The 20,622-nt window shown below is 56.6% G+C and carries 22 protein-coding genes; 17 read left to right on the top strand and 5 right to left on the bottom strand.

Translation table 11 applies throughout. The features are described 5' to 3' along the window. The first annotated feature begins 88 nt into the window (after window positions 1-88). Together ACPOL_RS28025 and ACPOL_RS28020 are read left to right on the top strand one after the other, a co-directional pair. Window positions 89-556 carry a redoxin domain-containing protein gene (locus tag ACPOL_RS28025; RefSeq protein ID WP_114210026.1) on the top strand — a complete coding sequence of 156 codons (468 nt, stop codon included), beginning with the start codon at window positions 89-91 and terminating at the stop codon, window positions 554-556. 8 nt (window positions 557-564) lie between these two features. Beyond that, entirely contained in the window at window positions 565-1,101 is a 537-nt protein-coding gene (locus ACPOL_RS28020; protein WP_114210023.1) for a DsbA family protein, read from the top strand. 62 nt (window positions 1,102-1,163) lie between these two features. Here ACPOL_RS28020 and ACPOL_RS28015 read toward each other — a convergent pair whose 3' ends face one another. Beyond that, window positions 1,164-3,140, bottom strand: a complete 1,977-nt coding sequence (locus ACPOL_RS28015) for a S9 family peptidase (RefSeq protein ID WP_114210020.1) — start codon at window positions 3,138-3,140, stop codon at window positions 1,164-1,166. Between the two features lie 93 nt (window positions 3,141-3,233). Beyond that, window positions 3,234-6,662 (bottom strand): outer membrane beta-barrel protein, encoded by a 3,429-nt coding sequence (locus ACPOL_RS28010; protein ID WP_114210017.1) that lies wholly within the window; start codon window positions 6,660-6,662, stop codon window positions 3,234-3,236. Window positions 6,663-7,461: 799 nt separating this feature from the next. Between ACPOL_RS28010 and ACPOL_RS28005 the strand changes: the two genes are divergently transcribed. Then, a complete protein-coding gene (locus tag ACPOL_RS28005; protein ID WP_114210015.1) occupies window positions 7,462-8,037 on the top strand; it encodes a CDP-alcohol phosphatidyltransferase family protein in 576 nt (191 codons plus the stop codon). A gap of 7 nt (window positions 8,038-8,044) precedes the next feature. Here the strand turns inward: ACPOL_RS28005 and ACPOL_RS34295 are convergent, their stop codons facing one another. Continuing rightward, window positions 8,045-8,200, bottom strand: coding sequence for a hypothetical protein (locus ACPOL_RS34295; protein ID WP_201758985.1), 156 nt, complete (start codon window positions 8,198-8,200; stop codon window positions 8,045-8,047). A gap of 230 nt (window positions 8,201-8,430) precedes the next feature. Here ACPOL_RS34295 and ACPOL_RS28000 point away from each other — a divergent pair, with 230 nt between their 5' ends. The 8 genes from ACPOL_RS28000 (at window position 8,431) to iscX (ending at window position 14,609) form a co-directional block, all read left to right on the top strand. Then, window positions 8,431-8,886: an RrF2 family transcriptional regulator gene (locus ACPOL_RS28000; RefSeq protein WP_114210014.1), complete on the top strand. Its 456-nt coding sequence runs from the start codon at window positions 8,431-8,433 to the stop codon at window positions 8,884-8,886. A 33-nt stretch (window positions 8,887-8,919) separates the two neighbouring features. Then, window positions 8,920-10,176: an IscS subfamily cysteine desulfurase gene (locus ACPOL_RS27995; RefSeq protein ID WP_114210011.1), complete on the top strand. Its 1,257-nt coding sequence runs from the start codon at window positions 8,920-8,922 to the stop codon at window positions 10,174-10,176. A gap of 86 nt (window positions 10,177-10,262) precedes the next feature. After that, entirely contained in the window at window positions 10,263-10,685 is a 423-nt protein-coding gene (gene iscU, locus ACPOL_RS27990) for a Fe-S cluster assembly scaffold IscU (protein ID WP_114210009.1), read from the top strand. 91 nt (window positions 10,686-10,776) lie between these two features. After that, complete coding sequence (locus ACPOL_RS27985; RefSeq protein WP_114210007.1) at window positions 10,777-11,160, top strand: HesB/IscA family protein; 384 nt, start codon at window positions 10,777-10,779, stop codon at window positions 11,158-11,160. After that, the gene (hscB, locus tag ACPOL_RS27980; protein WP_114210005.1) at window positions 11,157-11,891 is read left to right on the top strand and encodes a Fe-S protein assembly co-chaperone HscB; all 735 of its coding nucleotides are present in this window, start codon (window positions 11,157-11,159) and stop codon (window positions 11,889-11,891) included. The genes ACPOL_RS27985 and hscB overlap by 4 nt, the downstream gene beginning before the upstream one ends. A gap of 30 nt (window positions 11,892-11,921) precedes the next feature. Continuing rightward, on the top strand, window positions 11,922-13,865 hold the full coding sequence (gene hscA, locus ACPOL_RS27975) for a Fe-S protein assembly chaperone HscA (protein ID WP_114210002.1): 1,944 nt from the start codon (window positions 11,922-11,924) through the stop codon (window positions 13,863-13,865). A 66-nt stretch (window positions 13,866-13,931) separates the two neighbouring features. Then, window positions 13,932-14,360 carry a 2Fe-2S iron-sulfur cluster-binding protein gene (locus tag ACPOL_RS27970; RefSeq protein ID WP_114209999.1) on the top strand — a complete coding sequence of 143 codons (429 nt, stop codon included), beginning with the start codon at window positions 13,932-13,934 and terminating at the stop codon, window positions 14,358-14,360. 30 nt (window positions 14,361-14,390) lie between these two features. Beyond that, the gene (iscX, locus tag ACPOL_RS27965) at window positions 14,391-14,609 is read left to right on the top strand and encodes a Fe-S cluster assembly protein IscX (protein WP_414633325.1); all 219 of its coding nucleotides are present in this window, start codon (window positions 14,391-14,393) and stop codon (window positions 14,607-14,609) included. On the opposite strand, the gene ACPOL_RS27960 is transcribed toward iscX, so the two are convergent. Continuing rightward, window positions 14,603-15,076 carry a YraN family protein gene (locus tag ACPOL_RS27960; protein ID WP_114209995.1) on the bottom strand — a complete coding sequence of 158 codons (474 nt, stop codon included), beginning with the start codon at window positions 15,074-15,076 and terminating at the stop codon, window positions 14,603-14,605. The genes iscX and ACPOL_RS27960 overlap by 7 nt on opposite strands. Before the next feature lie 101 nt (window positions 15,077-15,177). Then, on the bottom strand, window positions 15,178-15,378 hold the full coding sequence (locus ACPOL_RS27955) for a hypothetical protein (protein ID WP_114209993.1): 201 nt from the start codon (window positions 15,376-15,378) through the stop codon (window positions 15,178-15,180). Window positions 15,379-15,722: 344 nt separating this feature from the next. Here ACPOL_RS27955 and hisI point away from each other — a divergent pair, with 344 nt between their 5' ends. The 6 genes from hisI to hisH are packed head-to-tail and all read left to right on the top strand — an operon-like array spanning window position 15,723 to window position 20,621. Further along, window positions 15,723-16,100, top strand: a complete 378-nt coding sequence (gene hisI / locus ACPOL_RS27950; RefSeq protein ID WP_114209990.1) for a phosphoribosyl-AMP cyclohydrolase — start codon at window positions 15,723-15,725, stop codon at window positions 16,098-16,100. Then, window positions 16,097-16,972 carry an ATP phosphoribosyltransferase gene (gene hisG, locus ACPOL_RS27945; RefSeq protein ID WP_114209986.1) on the top strand — a complete coding sequence of 292 codons (876 nt, stop codon included), beginning with the start codon at window positions 16,097-16,099 and terminating at the stop codon, window positions 16,970-16,972. The genes hisI and hisG overlap by 4 nt, the downstream gene beginning before the upstream one ends. Next, window positions 16,972-18,273: a histidinol dehydrogenase gene (gene hisD / locus ACPOL_RS27940; RefSeq protein WP_114209984.1), complete on the top strand. Its 1,302-nt coding sequence runs from the start codon at window positions 16,972-16,974 to the stop codon at window positions 18,271-18,273. The genes hisG and hisD overlap by 1 nt, the downstream gene beginning before the upstream one ends. Then, window positions 18,266-19,384 carry a histidinol-phosphate transaminase gene (gene hisC / locus ACPOL_RS27935; protein WP_236657087.1) on the top strand — a complete coding sequence of 373 codons (1,119 nt, stop codon included), beginning with the start codon at window positions 18,266-18,268 and terminating at the stop codon, window positions 19,382-19,384. The genes hisD and hisC overlap by 8 nt, the downstream gene beginning before the upstream one ends. Further along, window positions 19,381-20,013: an imidazoleglycerol-phosphate dehydratase HisB gene (gene hisB / locus ACPOL_RS27930; protein ID WP_114209978.1), complete on the top strand. Its 633-nt coding sequence runs from the start codon at window positions 19,381-19,383 to the stop codon at window positions 20,011-20,013. Before hisC ends, hisB begins: the two co-directional genes overlap by 4 nt. Next, the gene (hisH, locus tag ACPOL_RS27925; RefSeq protein WP_114209975.1) at window positions 20,010-20,621 is read left to right on the top strand and encodes an imidazole glycerol phosphate synthase subunit HisH; all 612 of its coding nucleotides are present in this window, start codon (window positions 20,010-20,012) and stop codon (window positions 20,619-20,621) included. Before hisB ends, hisH begins: the two co-directional genes overlap by 4 nt. The last annotated feature ends 1 nt before the right edge of the window (window position 20,622 follow it).

Here is a 20,622-nt window from a genome sequence, read left to right as displayed (position 1 = left end):
ATTTTGGCGCTGACCGATGAGGAGATCTACGTGAGGAGATCTACGGGCCAACTGCATCGAATCATCAGAATCAAGAACGGAGGATCTCATGGCAACGCTGCTGACCCCAGGAACGCTCGCCCCCGAATTTCGTCTCCCGGTTACTCCAGATCAAAAGCTAGGGCTTAACGAACTACGCGGGAAACCGGTCATATTGGCCTTCTATCCGGCAGATTGGAGTCCGGTCTGCGGGGATCAAATGGCCCTTTATAACGAAATTCTTCCCGAGTTTAGAAAATACGGCGCGGAACTGCTCGGCATTTCTGTGGACGGAGCGTGGTGTCACGAAGCCTTCGCAAAGGAGCGGAACATTCACTTTCCTCTGCTTGCGGATTTCGAACCGAAGGGTGCGGTGGCTCGCGCCTTTGGCGCCTATCGGGAAGAAGACGGAATGGCAGAACGCGCCTTGTTTGTGATCGACAAGGACGGGACGATTCGCTGGAGTTATTGTTCTCCGATTGCGGTCAATCCAGGCGCTGACGGCATACTCGACGCGCTCGAAGCCTTGCCGAAATAGGAGGACTTATGACGACTCTAAAAGTATCGGTTGGAGCAGATGACCATGTGAAGGGCGATGAAAACGCGCCCTGCACTCTGGTCGAATATGGGGATTATGAATGTCCGCATTGTGCCCGCGCCGTGCCCATCGTGAAACGCCTTGAGAAGCATTTTGGAAAGCGGCTGCGGCTCGTATTTCGCCATTTCCCGCTAAGCCAGCTGCATCCTCACGCCGAATCGGCTGCAGAAACAGCGGAGTTCGCGGCTGCAGGGGGGAAGTTCTGGGAGATGCATGATCTTCTCTTTGACAATCAAGATCGGCTTGGCATGGCTCTCTATGAGGAGCTTGTCGAGGAGTTGAATCTCTCGGGATCTGAATGGAGCAAGGCCCTCGAATCGAAGGTCTACCTTCCTCACGTGCGTGACGATTTTGCCGGCGGCGTTCGAAGCGGAGTCAATGGAACGCCGACGTTCTTTATCAACGGCAAGCGCAATAACGGTCCTTTCGATTATGAGTATCTGGCGCAGGCGATCGACGACGCTTTGAGAGCGCACACGGGCTAGACATTCGGTTGTGAACCGGTGCATTCGAGGGCGGGGCGCCGGCTCATTGATTGTGGCTTTGGCTACTCCGGGGCGGCGATTGGGGAGTCGGGCTGGAGGTATTTCTCGAGAAATGCCAGCTGTTTCCTGTACGCATCCAGACGGTGCTCCCGCTCCTGAAAGCCGTGTCCTTCGCGGGGATAGGTGACATAGTCATAGGTTTTGCCGCCCTTCTTGAGCGCCTCCACGAATTCGGCCGATTCCTGCGGGGGCACCTGCGGGTCTTCTTCGCCGTGCATGATTAACAGCGGAGTTCGGATCTTGTCGACATCCGGCAAGATGTTGGCTTTACGATAAACCGCCGGCTTCTCCTCTGGCGTCCCACCCATTTTGGTTTCCCAGCGAATCTTTGAATTGCGGTTGGTGTATTGAAGGAAGAGTGCGCGGTCGACTACTCCGAAGAGTTCCAGACCGGCGGCGAAGGTGTCGGGCAGTTTCGTGACCGCATTGGCGACCACCGTGCCGCCGTGACTGCCGCCGCCGATCGCAACCCGCTTCGGATCGCCGAGTCCTTGTTGGACGAGATAGCCAACGGCTGCCCCGATGTCATCGATTTCGCCTCCGCCGGAATCCTCAACGTTCAGGTTGCGGAACTTCTCGCCGTAGCCGGTACTGCCACGAAAGTTCGGCTCAAAGACGAGAAAGCCGCGCTGGGCCAGGAACAGCGACCATGGGGAAAGTCCAAGAACATCCTGTCCTTCGGGACCTCCATGCGCCCAGATGACCGCGGGATATTTGACTCCTGGTTTGAAGCCCAGGGGACGGTAGAGAATTCCGGCGAGCGGGAGTCCGTCTTTGCCGCTGAAGTGGGCAACCTCCGGCGGGGGCAATCCTGCTTGTTCGTAAATGGAGACAGCTGGAGGTTCAATGGGACGAAGGTCTCCGCCACCGTTGATCGAGGCGGAATACGTGCTGGCAGTGCGCAGGGCGGTGCCGCGGGAGAAGTAAAGCGTCTTGCTGTCGGGGGACCACTGCGGCGTACCTTCAATGCCGGGTTCATGCGTCAATCTTCGCGGGGCGCCTCCTTTGACCGGCACGATCCAGATGTGGCGCTCCTCGGGAAGATCGCGATTGGAGACAAAGGCGATCATCGAACCGTCTGGGGAATAGACGGGATTTTCGTCCTCAGATTCACCGGTTGTGAGCTGTTTTGGCTGATCAAGGCCGGCGGCGGAGATGAGAAAGATCTTGTCCCAGCCAGTCTCCTGCAATACCACCGCGAGCGTCGTGCTGTCAGGCGACCAGGCCACGGTGTTTACAGCCCACGCCCCGCCGCGGTCATTTTTCGCGATGTAAAGATCCCTGGCTGATCCGTCAGTGGTTCCTGTGGCGGAGTTAAATCCGATTAATTTCAGCTTGCCGGAGAAGAAGGCGCGCGACCGCTCGGTATAGGAGATGGACTTACCATCCGGCGACCATGCGGGGTTCGGGTCGAAACGATCGGAGGATACCGCGTCTCCGTGGTCGGGGCTGGAGTTTCCTATCTGGTCCCGCCCGGAATAGATTTCTGTCGAAGCGATGTAACTCCTGGTCTTGCCATCGTCGCTCACGACATATAACTCGTTCCATCCGCGGCGACCGGACTGGAAGAGGATCCAGTGACCGTTTGGATTCCACATGGGAAAATGGTCAGTCGCGCCTCGCGGATCTCCGGGTCCGACCGGGCCGCTGGTCAGCTCCCGGGCTTGACCTCCGGAGGCTGAAACGACCCATATGTCCCCTCCGCTGACAAAGGCCAACTTCCGACTGTCTCGGGACCAGCTAACCTCCGATTTCGCGCCAGCCGTATCGGTGAGCGGGACGGCTGCGCCTCCGTCGACTGGCAGGAGAGCGAGTTGTCCCTGCTGGATCACTGCGAAATGCTTGCCATCGGGTGCGAGTACACCGGCACGCCTACCAGCCGCCCCCGTGGATACAAGATCCTGCAAGGTGATCGGCCGCGGCTGGCCGAAGAGCGGTGTTACCAACAGTCCCAGAACAAGATATGACAGGCTTTTCATGAGCAGGTTTTCTCCATTCGTTGCCAATCAAAGGTCAGACCCGCAGAGTGTGCGAGGCAAAGTTCGCACGCTCAGGCCGGACATTTGCGGGATCTAAAAGCTGAACTTACCTACCAGCACCAGAACTCGGCCAGAGACGATAGCGCCTTGTCCGGTGCCGTAGATACTTGTGGGAGAGCTTACCGTGCTGGTGATCTGTCCGAAGGAACCCGAGGTGACGTCCCCATTGGGCACGGCAAAATTTGGATGGTTAAAGAGGTTGTAGGCACTCACTCCGATGTCGAAGCCTGCTTGTTCGGTCACGGGGATTCTCTTGGTGAGCTGACTAGCCACGCTGAAGAATCCTGGCCCGCGGAAGCTGTTGGGGTGGGTATTGCCGAAGTCGGTTTGTTGCACCGGGTTCGTCCCCGAGGCTGTGGTTGCGGCAAACTCCGTGGACGCGAAGCAGGGTGTTGACACTGCCGCCTTGGAGCAATGGGTTCCGACGAGCCTTGCATTGAGGAGGTCGGCTTGAACTGCCCCGCCGAAGGTAGGAGAGAGCAGTCCTGGAATCTGGCTGTTGGTGACGGAGAAAGGACGACCGCTATAAAGGTACAGCTTTCCGCCCACAGACCATCCGCCAAGCGCACCTTGCAACAGGCGATTATTTTGCCTGGGAGAGGTCCAAAGAAGGTCGCCAGTGAGGTTATGCCTGGTGTCGATGTTGGCGGCCCCATACTCGCTATTCAAGTCATAAGGGTTGTAGACCGTAAAGGTCGTGGTGCCAGTGCTCGGAATCGGCGGCCCCAGTTGCAGGGCATGACTCCAGGTATAGCTCGCGTGCCCCTGAAAGCCCAGGCTGAAGGCATGTCGCACCGTCGCGGTGAGGCCGTTGTAATTGGAGAATCCTGAGGTGACTACCTGGCTCACGGTCGAGAATCGTGGATCTGGAATGGAGAAGGGAAGTCGGCCGAATCCGTTCGGGTAGCGGCTGGCTGTGCCGATGTAAGCATTGGCGTCGGCATTGGTGAGCGGCTCATCGAAGCCGTGATTGCCTGCATAGGAGAGCACAAATACATCCCGCTTGGTCAAGGGCTGCTCGAGCTCGAGGCTCCACTCCAGGACTTTGATGGTTGCGTAGTGATTGGGAGAGACATAAAACGTCGGCGTCGCGAACTTGACCGGGGCTACCGACGCTTGCAGCTGGCTTAGCGTGTCCCCTTGAGCAAATCCATTCTGAAATACCTGGTCGGACGCGACGGCAGAAGCTTGAGAGCTGTTGGCGTCGCCAGCTAGAGCAACCTCGCCGTAGTTGACGGTCGGGCTAAATTTGTTGGGCGCGTTTCCGAAGACGCTCGCCGCGATGCTACCTGGGAAGATATTGGCGAAGAGGCCGATACCGCCGCGGATCACGGTCTGACCATCGCCGCGCGGGGAGTAAGCGATGCCAAGACGCGGTTCGGTGACCACTCCCTCAAGATCGGGGAAGGCTTTGTTCAACCCGGTCCGAATGGTGGAGTTATAGGGGACATCGGCTCCGGCTTCGTACCCGGGCGCAAGGAATTCGGTATTCAAGCGGGAGTAGCAATTCTCTTTGCAAGACGGATTGCCTTGTAGTTCAAAGCGAACGCCGTAGGTCAGGTTGAGGTTCTTCGTGACGCTCCATTCATCCTGCACATAGAAGCCAAGCGAGTTGAGGCGGGTGTGGGCGACGGCCAGGAGTGGGAACGACTGGGTGAACGCGCTTCCGGTATTCGTACTGTTGACGGTTCCGGTGGCGAAGTCGGTCAGGTCGTTGAAGGTGAAGGCGCCGATGACGGAGTTCTGACCGATGGAGGAGTCGGATATACGGTTGTTGCGATTGTTGATCCCGGCCTGGATTGTGTGTTTGCCGTGACTCCAGGATAGATCGTCGATCAATTGCAATTGCTGGCCGCGCCGCCCATACGGAAAGACCGCATCGACGTTTGCGAAGCCGGTGCCGGTGGAGTTGCTCGCGCTTCCATTTGCGCCTCCGTCGTCAAATACGAAGTTAGCGGGGAACGCGGCCTCTGCCTTAGCAAAGTTGGGCGGCCCGAAGATAGCAGAGTACCAATTTCCGCTGGCGATGAAGTTATTCACTAAATTCGGAGTAATCGCGTAGGTGTAATTGACTTGCGGGATCGTCCACGGCTGATTGCTTTGCCCATTGAACAAAGGGCTCACCGGACTTGTACTGCTGGATTGAAGCCCCCAGTCGCGGCTGACACGGAAGTAGATCTTTTGCTTGTCGTTGATGTTGTAGTCGACGCGACCTGAAACATAGGATTCAGTATTCAAGCTCGAGGCGTTTGTCCCGAAGGCCACCGCGCACGGAACATCAATGCCGAAGCGCGGTCCACTGGAGCCGTTTACGTATGTGCCTGCAAATTTCTGTTTGCCGCAGCCCAGATTTCCATTTCCATCCTGCAGCGGCCCGCTGCCGTTGGTGACAGGAACCGCCCGCGAAATTCCCGGCGAGGAATTGTAGAGGGAAAAAAGTTCCTGATAGAGAGTCTGAGAGCCTGTTGGAATATGCGCCAGGGTGTATTGCTGCAGCTGCGGGGATGGCAGGGAGACCACACCCGTAGAAGGTAAGGCATAGCGCAGCCCTTCGACGTTGGCAAAGAAGGCCAGTTTGTCTTTGAGAATGGGGCCGCCGATCGATGCCGCGTACTGGTTTGCGACCGCTCTACCGCGCGGCGTACCCGTCAGGTTCTTGAAGTAGTCGTTGGCATTGAGTATCGCGTCGTTGTAGTTCTCCGCCAGGTTGCCATGAAACTTGTTGGTCCCCGACTTAGTGATGTAGTTGACCTGGGCTCCGGCCATCCTGCCATATTGCGCACTGAAGGCATTTACGATAACACCTGCTTCTTGAATGTCATTGGCGCCGAGTGTGTTGTTGCTGGCACCCGACTTATTGTTCAAGTTGTAGGGCTCATTGATATCGGCGCCGTTCACGGTATAGAGGGCTGCGCTAAACGGAAGTCCATTGACGTTGAAGTTGGTGTTGCCGCCACCGACATTGAGCCGAAGTCCGGGCGTCGAGAAGGCGATGTTGGTGATATCACCGCCGTTGATCGGCATGTTCGTTACTTCCTTCAAGCTGAAGGTCGTGGCCTGGTTGGCATTCTCGGTCTGAAGCAGATCCACGCTGCCGCTCACCATGACCGACTCCTGCACTGACTGGACCGCGAGGGTGAGATTCACCGACTGCTCTTCTCCTACGAGCAGATTAATGCGAGTGGCAGCGGTGCTCAGGCCGGTTGCCTGGGCCGAGATGGTGTACTCGCCCGGCTTCAAAAATGGAAAGCGGTACTGCCCGGCTTCGTTCGTGGTAGCGGTGCGGACGGCCTCGGTCTCACCCTGCTTAATAGTTACGACAGCCGATGGAACTACCGCGCCATTCGCGTCGGTAACCGCGCCAACGACGGTACCGCTGGTGATCGTCTGCGAGAGGGACAATGGAGCTATAAGCATCAGGAACAGCGCGAACGGAAACAGTTTGCTTCTAACGGGGTTCATCTATATTGTCCTTGCACGTAGTGCTGGAGATAGGAGGAGCTTCAGTTTCAGGAGCCACGATTTCGTACGTTGCCAGTCGATGGCGTTGACTCGTTGAAGTATTCCCAACGCGGACCCGCGACCGCAAACGACTCTTGTTGACCGATCATTCCCATTCAAGCCGGCCCATTTAAGCCGGCCTACTCAAGCTGAGAGATATCGCTGCTTAGTCTTCGAGCAAGGGCCAGCAAAGGGACGCTGCGTTCCGATGACTACGCTATGGTTGGCGTGGAGCCAGGACGCAACTCCGCTGTGCATAGCACATTCCGCTCAGAGAACTTGACCTCATGCGGAGCAAGGAAACAGGAGTCTATGTAGATGGGAAAATCGTTGGGATCTTCAGCGGGGGAAAGGCGACCTCAGAGGCGACATCGCCGGGGGCTCAGCGGCGCAGCAGCCATGCGGGCGCCTGGAACATTGGAGATTCCGTGAGCTGAACTCATTCCCTTGGTATATATCAGGCGGCCGGGCGGGTCAAGGCGCGGGCCTTGAGCCTGCCTCCGGCCGCGGGCCTGCCTCAATGACTCGAACTCGCGATCCGGCGCTGAGAACGCAAGGATTACCTACGCAAATGATTACTTATAAGATAGGAACCAGAGGTCCAGGATGGCCGCTTACGGTAACCTGATCGCCGTGGGCACCGAAGCGATGGACCACTCGCATGGTCATCCTGACAAATTAGAGCCAGACTGGCTGGCCAGATTGGGTGCGCTTTGAGCTTTTTTGAAATGAACGGCGTTCTTTCGGCGTACTTGCAGGTATGAACGATCTTCGTGCTGCGCCGAATCAACTGACGTTCCTGCGCCTGTGCATGGTCCCATTTCTGGTGCTCGCCATCCTGGATGGGCATTTCCGTACGGCTGCTGTGCTTTTTTTTGTGGCTGGCGTTACCGATGGGCTAGATGGATTACTGGCGCGCCTGTTGCATCAGCAAACAGTGCTCGGCCAGTATCTGGATCCGGTCGCCGACAAATTGCTGTTGAGTACGGTTTTTCTGGTGCTGAACCATGAAGGGTTGATTAGCCGGCGGGTTACGGTGCTGGTCTTCGGCCGGGATCTGGGCATCCTGGTGGTGTCGGCGATCTTATATGTCAGTATCGGGATGCGTGATTTCCGGCCCAGTCTCTACGGCAAGGCAAATACGCTGGCGCAGATTGTTGCACTGGTAACGGTCCTAATCAGCCAGTTCTTTGCCCCTGGGTATCTGCTGGCGGTCAGGAACGCATCGCTCGAAACGACCATGGCGCTCACCATCATCTCCGGCTTTCACTATGCGTGGAGGGTAGGGATGAAGCTGAGTGTGTCAGATGATGTCCCGGGAGGAAAATCTAAATAGCCGAGAGCTACTCGTCGGCCGGGTCATCCTGCTTGCTCTCAATCTCCATGTCGCGAAACTCGCCTGACTCGAAAACTTCTCTGCATTCCTCGCACTCGACGTATTCGGCGTCTTCGTCGCGGGAGACAATGCGCACTCTGGGGTGGGTACACGCTGTGTTCATCAGGGTTTTTTCACCAGGGTTTTTTCACCGGAACCGGGATTTCCGGTCAGATTCTACCCAGACCGGGCTAGAAGTGGAACAACTTTTCGATGGGGGTAAGGCAAACACCAAGATTTTAATCCTGGACGGAGGCGAACTCCAAAAAAGAAAAACTGGAAACTTGTAAATCGGACAAATGTGGTCGTATACTTAGTCTACTGCGATTTTCCCATCTCGGAAGAGAATGCGCCATGCTCAGACTGACCAAAAAAGCGGATTACGGACTGCTGGCTGTAAAGTTTCTCGCCGAGCATCCAGAATCTGCGTCTCAAAGCGCCAAGGACATCGCGGAGGCATACCATATCCCGCTCCAACTTCTGGCCAAGATCCTGCAACGCCTCACCAAGGTTGGCTTGTTGCGGTCGCATGCCGGGATGAATGGCGGGTATGCGCTCTCGAGGGACCCGCGGGAGATTACGGCATTTGAGGTCATACACGCAATCGATGGACCGCTATTTATCACTTCATGTATCACGATCAGTGGTTCGTGCGACTTAAACGACATCTGCACAATCAAAGAACCATTGCGTCGAGTGAACGACAGCATCTCGGAATTGTTAAAGAGCATCAGGATTTCAGATTTGGTGGATGCGAATACGGCCAACCGGCGGCATCAAGGTGCGTCCGACCTGGTAATGATTCATTAGATTGAGCCAAGCACGTTGCAGGAGACTGGGCAAATGAGCAATACGGATAACGGAAGCGTAGCGGTGCCGGCAGGCGTACAGCTACCGATTTACATGGACAATCACGCAACCAGCCAGCTGGATCCGAGGGTGCTTGAGGCAATGCTGCCTTACTTCACCTCGAAGTTCGGAAATGCGGCGAGCCGCAATCACTCCTTTGGCTGGGAAGCAGAGCAGGGTGTCGAAACCGCGAGGGAGCAGATTGCCCGGCTGATCGGCGCCACCGCCAAGGAAATTATCTTTACCTCGGGCGCGACCGAAAGCAACAATCTGGCGATCAAGGGAATCGCCGAGATGTACAAAGAGCGCGGCAACCACATCATCACCCAGGTGACCGAGCACAAGGCGGTGCTCGACACCTGCAAGCGCCTGGAAAAGTACGGCTATCGTGTCACCTATCTTCCGGTGAAGGCCGATGGGCTCATCGACCTCGACGACCTGAAGCGGGCAATGGACGACAAGACCATTCTGGTCTCGATCATGTTCGCCAATAACGAAATCGGCGTAGTGCAGCCAGTCGCCGAGATCGGCAAGCTCTGTCACGAGCGCAACGTGATCTTCCATACCGACGCTGTGCAAGCGGTCGGGAAGATTCCGGTGGATGTAAACGCGATGAATATCGATGTCCTGTCGCTTACCGCTCACAAGCTCTATGGACCGAAGGGCGTCGGCGCGCTCTATGTTCGCCGCAGAAATCCCCGCGTTCAGATCTCCGCCCAACTCGATGGGGGCGGCCACGAACGCGGCATGCGGTCCGGCACCTTGAATGTTCCTGGGATTGTCGGCCTGGGCGCTGCCTGCGAGATCGCCCGCGAAGAGATGGAGAGCGAAGCGGCTCGCCTTATTCGGCTGCGCGAGAAGCTGAAAGCGAAGCTCGAAGGCGCTCTCGACTATGTGCATGTAAACGGATCGATGGAGCATCGGCTGCCCGGCAACCTGAATATGAGCTTCGTCTATGTCGAAGGCGAGTCGCTGCTGATGGGCATCAACGAGATTGCGGTTTCGAGCGGATCAGCTTGCACCTCAGCGACGCTTGAGCCATCGTATGTGTTGAAGGCCCTTGGTCTGGGCGACGATGTCGCGCATAGCTCGATCCGATTCGGCCTGGGACGTTTTAACAATGAGGCCGAGGTCGATTACGTGGCTGACAAGCTGATCGATATCGTGCAGAAACTCCGCGAGCTTTCGCCCTTGTACGAGATGGTTAAGGAAGGTATCGATATCTCGAAGATTGAATGGCAGGCCCACTAGGGCATATTCAGCGCCGGTGCTACGTCAGACCCGGCATTGCATCGCAACGAACGAAACGAAGTTGATAGTTCAAGGGAGATACAGACATGGCATACAGCGATAAGGTAATTGATCATTACAACAACCCCCGCAATGTGGGCCAGATGGACAAGAACAGCAGCGAAGTAGGAACCGGCCTGGTTGGCGCTCCGGAGTGCGGCGACGTGATGCGTCTGCAGATCAAGGTCAATCCGGAGACCCAGATCATTGAGGAAGCCAAGTTCAAGACCTTCGGCTGTGGGTCGGCCATTGCGTCTTCGTCGCTCGCGACGGAGTGGGTGAAGGGTAAGACGGTGGAAGAAGCGATGCAGATCAAGAACACCGACATCGTCAAGGAACTCGCGCTGCCCCCGGTGAAGATCCACTGCTCGGTGCTTGCCGAAGATGCGATTCGCGCGGCAATTGGCGACTGGAAGAAGAAAAACGGCGTGGCCGAAAGCGCTCCGGTTCATGCGGTTGCCGCGCAGTAAGTCTGCGTTCGCTGGGCTATGCCTTGAGAAGGTCGTTGGCTTGCGAGTTACCGACCTTCTTTTAATAAGTGTCAGAGGAAACGGAAACGGGATGATTGCAGCAGAGACAATTCGCAATGCCGAGAACGTTGCGCCTGCCCAAAAGGGCATCCAGGTTACGGAGCGGGCTTTGAAGCGCATCCGGGTCGCGATGGCAAAGGAGAACGTCTCGCCAGTCGAAGGCGGTCTTCGACTCGGCATCACCGGCGGTGGTTGTTCGGGGCTTTCCTACAACATTCGCTTCGACACACAGCCGCGGGAGCGCGATCGTATTTACCAGTTTGACGACATCCGGATCTTTGTCGACCCGAAGTCATTTATCTATCTTCACGGGATGATTCTTGATTACGAAGAAACACTGATGCGGCAGGGATTCAACTTCATCAACCCGAACTCGACCAAGTCCTGCGGGTGCGGTTCTTCTTTTTCTGCATGACCTCTTCTTCTAAGACGACGATCGCGGCGGGTTCGGATAGCAAGCATGGTGCAGGGGGCGATCGAGTCTGCTGGTCCTGCGCCACACCCTTGAACGGAGCTGAGTTATTTTGCGGATCCTGCGGCCGCGTGCAATTGCTGTCGAGTGACATTGACTATTTTCAAGTCTTCACTCTGCCGCGAAAGCTGAGGCTAGATGTCGCCTCTCTGGAACGCGAATTTTATCGGTTGAGCCGGCGGCTGCATCCCGACGTTTACTCCCGAGCGAGTCAGCAGGAACAAGAGTGGAGCCTCGAGAATAGTTCGCTGGTAAACGACGCCTATCGAACGTTGAAAGATCCGATTCGGCGGACCGAGTACTTGCTCAAGCTAGAGGGCGCGCCGAGCACGGATGAAGGCGGCCCAAGAAAAGAAGACCGCATTCCGGCCGACCTGCTTGAAGAAGTATTTGAGCTCAACATGCAGCTCGATGAGATGCGGATGAACAAGCAAACCGGTGACGTCGATCCGCAGCTTCAGCAAGATCTGCTAGCGGCTAAAGCTAACTTCGATGGCCAGCTGCGGGAGACGAATTCGTCTTTAGAGAGACTCTGGGAGAAATGGGACACTGAGCTTGACGGCGGCGACGATCAAAGACGAACGGCGGTTCGCGAGGAGCTTGCGGCGTTGCTCGATCGGCGGCGATATATTCGCAACCTCGTGAACAGTGTCGATGAGGCGATCGAGACATAGTTTTCGGGCAAAGTTCTTAGACAGGAAGAGATGGCAGAAGAACGCGTTATTGGTATTGATTTAGGCACCACAAATTCGCTCGTCGCCTATATGCAGGGTGCGGAGCCGGTGGTAATTCCCGGCGAAGATGGTTCTTCGCTGGTCCCCTCGGTTGTGGCCATTCCCCAAAGAGACAGCGCCGAAGCGTCTACCCAGCGGGTCATCGTCGGAAACGGCGCGGCGAGGTATCTGGCGAGTGCGCCGGAACGGGTGGTTTACTCCGCCAAGCGACTGATGGGCCGCGGGCTCGAGGACATCCAGGAAGAGCTGAAGCTTTTTCCATTCCACCTGGCGGCAAATATGCAGCCAGGTGAGGTGTTGCGGCTTCGAGTTGGCGAAAACGACTACACTCCATCGGAGATTTCGGCATTTGTGCTCCGCCAGCTGAAACGCAATGCAGAACGGTATTTCGGCGAGCCCGTGAGCAAAGCAGTTGTGACTGTGCCGGCTTACTTCAACGATGCGCAGCGTCAGGCGACCAAAGATGCAGGCCGGATGGCCGGGCTTGATATTTTGCGATTGGTGAACGAGCCAACTGCGGCCGCGCTAGCCTACGGCCTTGATCGACAGCACGACGGCATCGTCGCTGTCTATGACCTTGGCGGCGGTACCTTCGATATATCCATCCTCAAATTACATGAGGGGATCTTCGAGGTCATGGCGACCAATGGAGATACTCACCTCGGCGGCGATGATATCGATAATTTACTGATTGCGATCGCGCTTGATGACATACATGGTGAGCAGGAAATTGATCTGCGCGGCAGTGGAGAGGCGGTCCAAGCGATCCGCAAGGCGGTCATCGAAGCTAAGATCGCACTATCCACGCACGATGCAGCGCTTCTCAATGTAGAGCTGCCGGGTGGCGCAAGATATCAGCGGAAGATTGAGCGGTCACAATTTGAGTTGCTCATCCAGCCTGTCCTTGATCGGACTGCGGATCCATGCAGGCAGGCGCTTAAAGATGCGGGGATCAGCGCGGAGCAGATCGACGAAGTGGTGCTGGTTGGAGGGTCGACCCGTATCCCCAGGGTGCGCGCTCTGACGGATGAATTGTTCGGCTTGAGCGCCCGCGGAAAGAAACCGCATATCGAGTTAAATCCGGACGAGGTGGTTGCGCTTGGGGCCGCCGTGCAGGCTAATATTCTCTCTCGCGGTTCGCAGGCGACCGAGAACATGCTGCTACTGGATGTGACTCCACTGTCGCTCGGCATCGAGGCATTAGGGGGAGTCGTCGCCAAGGTCATCCAGCGCAACTCAACGATCCCTGCTTCGGCCACTGAGCATTTCACTACCGGGGTCGAGGGTCAGACGAATGTCGCGATCCATGTCGTGCAGGGCGAACGCGAACTCGCCAAGGACTGCAGATCGCTGGCCCGATTCGATCTGAAAGGAATTCCTCCGATGAGCGCGGGGCTGCCGCGGATCGAGGTGAAATTTCTTATCGATGCGAATGGAATCCTGCAAGTCTCGGCCCGCGAGCAGCGGAGTGGCAAGCAGGCGGAGATCGAGGTCAAGCCCACGTATGGGTTGACCGATGAGCAAGTGGAATCGATGATCCTCGAATCCTTCGATTACGCTGAATCGGACATTGAACAGCGGCAGTTGATTGAAGCGAGGAACGAGGCAAACACCATCCTGGCAGCGGTTGCGAAGGCCCCGATGCAATCCGCATGGGAGCAACTGACGACTGAAGAGCGCGAGCAGATATTCTTGCTTCGCGATGAGCTCTCGGTCCTGAAGGATGGCGATGACTTCAAGCTAATACAGGCTGCGGTATCTGCGTTGGATCGAGCGACGCATCGTTTCGCGGAGTTGATGATGGATAGCACGGTCGCCTACGCCTTGCATGGAAAGACGATGGAGGCAGCTGGAAGCGGCCTGGGAGAGGGCCCTACCGCGCCGCATCCATTTGGCAAAGCGCAGTTTGAATAACTGCAACGCGTCACGAGTTATGAAGCCACTCAAGTTACATTTGCAACCTATACGGAAAGCGATAAGATGACCGATTCCTCTAATAAGCCGATTGATCTCACTCAACCACCTGGCGATGATATGGTGCGGGTGACCTTCCAACCAGAAGGCCGCACGGTTGAGTTCAAGTACGGGACTCTTCCGTACGACCACCATGGCAAGCCCATGTCCTTCCTCGATGTCGCTGAAAATTTTGGTATTTTTCTGGACCATGCCTGCGGCGGTTCTTGTGCCTGCACCACTTGTCACATCTGGGTCGAGGAGGGAGCTGATGGACTGAGCGCCGCCGACGATGATGAGCTCGATCGACTCGATATGGCCGCCGATCCACAATTGAATTCCCGCCTTGGCTGCCAGGCGGTCATCACCAAGCCGGGATCTTACGTCGTAGAGATTCCTAAGTGGAACCGTAACTACGTATCTGAAGGTAAGCCCCTGACGCTCGCTGAGAATTAGGCGATCCGGTAAACACGATTTGCGGAGATCATGATGACGAACGAGTTCGGATGGGAAGATGCTGAAGAGATCGGTATTCAGCTCCAGGAGAAGTATCCGGAGCTCGATCCACTTACCGTCCGTTTTACCGACCTGCTGCAATATATAGTCCAACTGGATGGCTTCCGGGGTGACCCGGCGCAATCGAACGAATCCAAGCTGGAATCAGTACAGATGGCCTGGTACGAGGAATATAAAGATGCTCAGTAAATTTCTTCCGACCAGCCGAAGGCATTCTCGAAAAGAATAAAGTCAGGCAACGTCGCTGCTTCGAAATAGATTGAGAGCACGTCAAACCGGATGGCTTGGGGAGCGGGGAGTTGCCGCAAGTAGTGGCGCGCAATCCGGCGCAGAGTTTTCCGTTTGTGCTGATCGACCGCCGACTCCGCAGTGGCGACGCTGCGCGTCGTTCTGGTCTTCACTTCAATGAAGCAGAGGCACTCTTCGTCCCACCCGATCAGGTCGATATCTCCGGCATAGCGATGGGATCGCCACGATCGCGCGGTGATGACATATCCCCGGTTGCGCAGATAAAAGAAGGCTGCTTCTTCTCCGCGAATTCCTAACAGTAGATGAGCGGGCGTCGCCCTTTTTCGTCCCAGTCTGGCGGAGAAGAAGTCGAGGGCGCATAGCAGCCGCTCGAAAGAAGAAGCACCTTCAGAATTTAAATTTCGCATGAATGTTGCGAGTATTCTCTGCTTCACCAGCGCAGATGGCAACAATCAATTTGGTGGCCCATGCGAATTTCGTTCGCATGGGCCGACTCATCTAGAGAGGGCTATTTCCCGGCGTGGGCAGAGGATTTTGCGTGCGCGTCGGTGGAGTGCTTGTGGGCTTCGCTCGAGTGCTCGTGCGCCTTGGCAGAGTGTTCATGTCCCTGCTCGTGGTTGCCCGCCTCGTGGTGTTCAGCCGCCTTGCTGTGGTGCTCTGCGGCGGCGGTATGATGCTCTGCTGCTTTCTTGTGCGCTTCGTGTGCCATTGTGAATCCTCTAGGTGGGGAATTCCCCAGACAGCATCCCACCACAGCTTGCTAACTACGGTCTACAGTTTGCCGTGAAGATTGAATGACTTTCGACCTTGCGACAATCTTCGGTAGCTTGCGATGATTCTGTAGCTGGCGTTTGACAATGATGGAGCCGCATTGTAGGTTTTCTACAGGATGCAGATTCGCGCACATCATCGTCATTCTCTCCATCACCATGTGACGAACATGCCGGCGGACTCTTCCGGGCACGAATAAGCCCAAACCAAGAGATCAGTAAAAGCCCGCCGGCGCGAAAGCGAAGGCGGGCTTTTTCATTCCCAAAATGAAGTGGATGGACGATGACAGCGACGACGATAGAACCGAATTGCATCGATTTTGCAAAGATGGACGGACTAGTTCCTGCGATCGTGCAGGATGCGAAAACACTGGAGGTGCTGATGGTCGGCTTCCTCAATGAGATTAGCTACGCGAAAACCTTAGAGACTGGATTTGTTACTTTCTGGAGCAGGACGCGCAAAAAGCTGTGGATGAAGGGAGAGACCAGCGGCAACCGTCTCCGGGTGGTCGATGCGTCGACCGATTGCGACCGGGACACGCTGCTCTTCCGCGTGGAGGTCGAGGGGGATGGCCTGGTCTGTCACGAGGGCACGGTCAGTTGTTTCACTCGTCCGATTCGGGTCAGCCGCGATGAACAGCAAGCAGAGGTGCAGGCATGAGCGGCAAGCTAAGACTTGGCATCCCGAAAGGAAGCCTGCAGGATGCGACGATTGCGCTTTTTGGGCGCGCCGGCTGGAATATCTATGCAAATGGCCGTTCCTATTTCCCTTCGATCGATGATGACGATATTGAGTGCATGCTGATTCGCGCGCAGGAGATGGCGCGCTATGTCGAGCATGGCGTGCTTGATGCCGGGTTGACTGGGATCGATTGGGTGGTTGAGAGCGGGCTGGACGTCGTCAGCGCCACGAGCCTGACCTATGCCAAGCAGAGCAATCGCAAGGTAAGGTGGGTGCTCGCTGTTCCCGAAGACTCAACTTATCAGCGTGCTGAAGACCTCGACGGGTTGACGATCGCCACCGAATTAGTTGAAGTGACGAAGCGATACTTCGCCAGCAAGAATGTATCAGTGAAGGTCGAGTTTAGCTGGGGAGCTACAGAAGTCAAGCCGCCGACGCTTGCCGATGCGATCGTTGAAGTGACCGAAACCGGGAGCTCCTTGAAAGCGAACCGGCTGCGCATTATCGATACGGTCATGGAGAGCGAAACTCACCTGATAGCCAACAAGGCCGCCTACCAGGATCAGTGGAAGCGCGAGAAGGTCGACAGTCTCGCCTTGATGCTGAATGCGGCGATCGCCGCTCAGGGTCATGTCGGACTCATGCTGAACGTGCAACAGGCAAATCTTGCCGCCGTGATATCGGTGCTTCCCGCCCTGAACTCGCCAACGATATCGACGCTCTCGAATGCGGATTGGGTTGCGGTGAACACGATCCTCCAGGAAGACGTGGTCCGTGTCGTCATTCCGAAGCTCAAGGCGGCGGGCGCAACTGGTATCGTTGAATATCCTTTAAACAAGGTCGTTTTGTAATGAAGCTGGTCAGGACAACTGGACGGGGGAAGGCCGAGGCGCAGCGCGTTCTGCTGGCGCTGGAAGGACGCCAGGAGTCGAGCGCGGAGTCGGTTGCTCCGGTGGTGCGCAAGATCATTGGTCAAGTGCGCAAGAGCGGCGACAGAGCGCTGCGCAGGCTGGTCGCCCAACTCGACGGGGTCTCGCCACAGTCGCAGTTGCAAATCATGCCGGACGAGATGCAGCTTGCCTGGAACGAGACGCCGGAAGCAGTGCGCGGTGCTCTTCAAACAGCGGCGAAAAATATTCGAGCTTTTGCCGAGAGGCAGCTACCGGGGAAGTGGAGCCTCGCTCCAATACCCGGGCTTAGCACCGGACAACTTGTTCGTCCAATTGATGCCGTCGGCTGCTATGTCCCTAGCGGGCGCCATCCGCTACCGTCGTCGCTTTTGATGACGGTGATTCCGGCACAAGTGGCGGGAGTAGAGCGGATCGTGGTGGCCTCGCCAAATCCCGCTCGCGAGACTCTTGCCGCGGCTCATCTGCTGGGGGTCGACTGCTTCTACCAGATGGGAGGCGCGCAGGCCATCGCAGTCCTGGCGTATGGCACGGAGACGATCGCACGCGTGGATAAGATCGTCGGGCCGGGAAACCTGTACGTAACCACTGCGAAGAGATTGGTGGCCTTCGACTGCGCGATCGACATGCTTGCGGGTCCGACCGAGATCGTGGTGACGAGCGATAAAGGGAATGCCGCGTACATTGCGGCTGACCTGGTCGCACAGGCGGAACATGATCCCCATGCGCTTGCCGTTCTAGTCACCACGCAGCCCTCTTTGGCGGCGGAGGTCATCCATGAGGTGAAAACTCGCGCGAAATCGAACCCGGTCGCTAAGGAATCGCTCCATACCCGCGGCTTCGTCTTTCTCACCGGTTCTCTCGATGAGGCGCGAACGATTACCAATCGATTGGCTCCGGAACATCTGACTGTGGACAGCCAGGCGGACCTTTCGTGGGTGCGCAATGCCGGCTCGGTCTTCGTCGGGGATTACTCAACCCAACCCATGGGGGACTATATTTCCGGGCCCAACCATACGCTCCCCACTGGAGGTCTAGCTCGCGTGCGGGGCGGCCTGAGCGTAATGGACTTCATCAAACTGATCACGGTACAAAGCTACAACCGGTCGGCGCTCAAGTCGCTGGGCCCTTCTGCAATTGCAATTGCGGAGGCTGAGGGGCTTGATGGTCACGCTGACGCTATTCGCTCGCGGAGTATCGGTAGAGGTAAGACCTCTTCATCACGGAGGTCAGCAGGTGCCTGAGTCTACTCTGACAACTTCGCCTAAGCCGCGCGCGGCGGTGCTCCGCATGAAGGAATATCATCCTCCGCTGGGCAATCGAAATGGGCTTCGTCTCGACTTCAACGAGAACACACTCGAGTGTTCGCCGGCGGTCTTGAGGGTATTGCGAGAGATCGGTTCCTCCGACCTGACCCGGTATCCGGAGCGTGAACCAGTGGAGCGGCTGGTGGCGGAACATCTGGGGCTCGCCGCGGAACAAGTGCTGCTCACCAATGGCGTCGACGAGGCGATTCATGTCCTATGCGAGACCTACCTCGATGCCGGCGATGAGATACTTTTGCCGATTCCGACTTACTCCATGTATGAGGTCTATGCATCGGCAACCGAGGCCAAGGTCGTTGGGGTGCAGGCTGCGGCCGACTTTGAGTTTCCCCTTGAGCGGCTCTTGAACGCTGTAACACCGGCAACCAAGCTGATCGCCATTGCCAATCCAAACAGTCCAACCGGCAAGACGGCGACTCGCGAGCAAATACTGAAGATTGTGGAGCACGCGCCTCAGGCGGCTGTACTAGTCGATGAAGCGTATTTTCACTTCTTTGGAAACACGGTTGCCGATCTCATTGGACGCTTCCCAAACTTGTTGCTGGCACGTACCTTTTCGAAAGCCTATGGCTTAGCTGGATTGAGAATCGGTATGTTAGCCGGGGATGTTGAGAGTGTGCGGTGGCTGCGACGAGTAACATCCCCTTATAGCGTCAACTCGCTTGCCTTGGCCTGCCTTCCCGCGGCACTCGACGACAAGGAGTATCTCGACTGGTATGTTCGCGAGGTCCTGTCGGCACGTGCGGAGCTCTTTTCCGCGTTGGAAGCATTGAAGGTCCCCTATTGGACGAGCGAGGCCAATTTCGTGCTGGTGAAGATCGGTGCAAAGCACGCGCAGTTTGTCGATCAGATGCGGCAGAGAGGAATTCTTCTGCGAGACCGTTCGAGCGACCCGGGTTGTAATGGCTGTGTCCGGATCACGGTTGGGACGGGCGCACAGATGATGACGGCCGTTGAGGCGCTTATCGAATCCCTTGATGAGATCGGCTGGAATGCGACGGCCCAGCAAGAGAAGGACGCAACCACATGACGGCAGAGAAGACCTCGACGGAGGAACTGGTTGCAGTTTCCAAACGCACAGCAGCCCTCCAACGGGATACCAACGAGACGAAGATTACTCTGGCCCTAACGATCGAGGGGCAGGGTCGCTACGACATTCATACCGGCATTCGGTTCTTCGATCACATGCTTGAATTATTTACCCGCCACGGCGCGTTCGACCTTTCGTTGACGTGCAACGGCGACCTGGACGTTGATCAACATCACACCGTTGAAGATGTCGGCATCACCCTAGGTAAGGCATTCGATCAGGCCCTGGGGGACAAGAAAGGTATTTTGCGCGCTGGCTATTTTCTGATGCCCATGGATGAGACCCTCGGCATTGCTGCTGTCGACTTGAGCGGCAGGATTGCGTCGGTCGTGAAAACCAGGGTGAAGACGAGGCTGGTCGGGGATCTTCAAAGCGAGCTGGTCGATGACTTCTTCGACGGCTTTGCACAGGGAGCGCGCGCCAATGTTCACTTGAAGATCATGTATGGACGATCCAGCCATCACAAAATCGAGGCGCTCTTCAAGGCTTTCGGACGCGCGCTGCGAGTCGCGTGTTCGCACGATAAGCAACTCGGCGATATGCTTCCGAGCACCAAAGGGTTGTTATGATCCGGACGAACACCAGTAACGTGACGATCGTCGACTACCGTGCCGGGAATCTCGCGTCCGTGGTGAAGGCAGTCACTGCGCTGGGCGCGACCCCGGAGGTGACTTCCGATCCTGAAGTTGTCGCGAAGGCCTCCAAGATCATTTTGCCGGGGGTCGGCCACTTCGCGGCGACGCAATTTTTGTCGGACCGCGGACTGACCGCGGCCATGCGCTCCAGGATCGCGGATGGTGTTCCTTTCCTCGGCATTTGCGTTGGATTGCAGTGGCTCTTTGAAGGCAGTACCGAAGCGCCGGGAGTTTCGGGCGGAGGCTTTCTCCGCGGTCATTGCGAACGCTTTGTTACTGCGGAGAAAGTGCCGCATGTCGGATGGAATTCGCTTTCGGTGCGTCCTCAATCGAGGCTGATGGCCGGAGTGGCGGATGGCTCGTATGTTTACTTTACCCATTCTTACCGTGCCGGCCAGCAGGAAGATGCCGTGGCTGTTACAAATTATGGAGGCCCATTCACGGCCGCCGTCGAGGCAGGCAATATCATGGGCGTTCAATTTCACCCTGAGAAATCCGGTAAGGCTGGTTTAACGATCTTGAAAAACTTCCTGGAATTGTGAG

The sequence above is a fragment of the Acidisarcina polymorpha genome (assembly GCF_003330725.1).
In the GTDB taxonomy this organism is placed as follows: domain Bacteria; phylum Acidobacteriota; class Terriglobia; order Terriglobales; family Acidobacteriaceae; genus Acidisarcina; species Acidisarcina polymorpha.
This window is presented reverse-complemented; position numbering and strand designations above follow the sequence as displayed.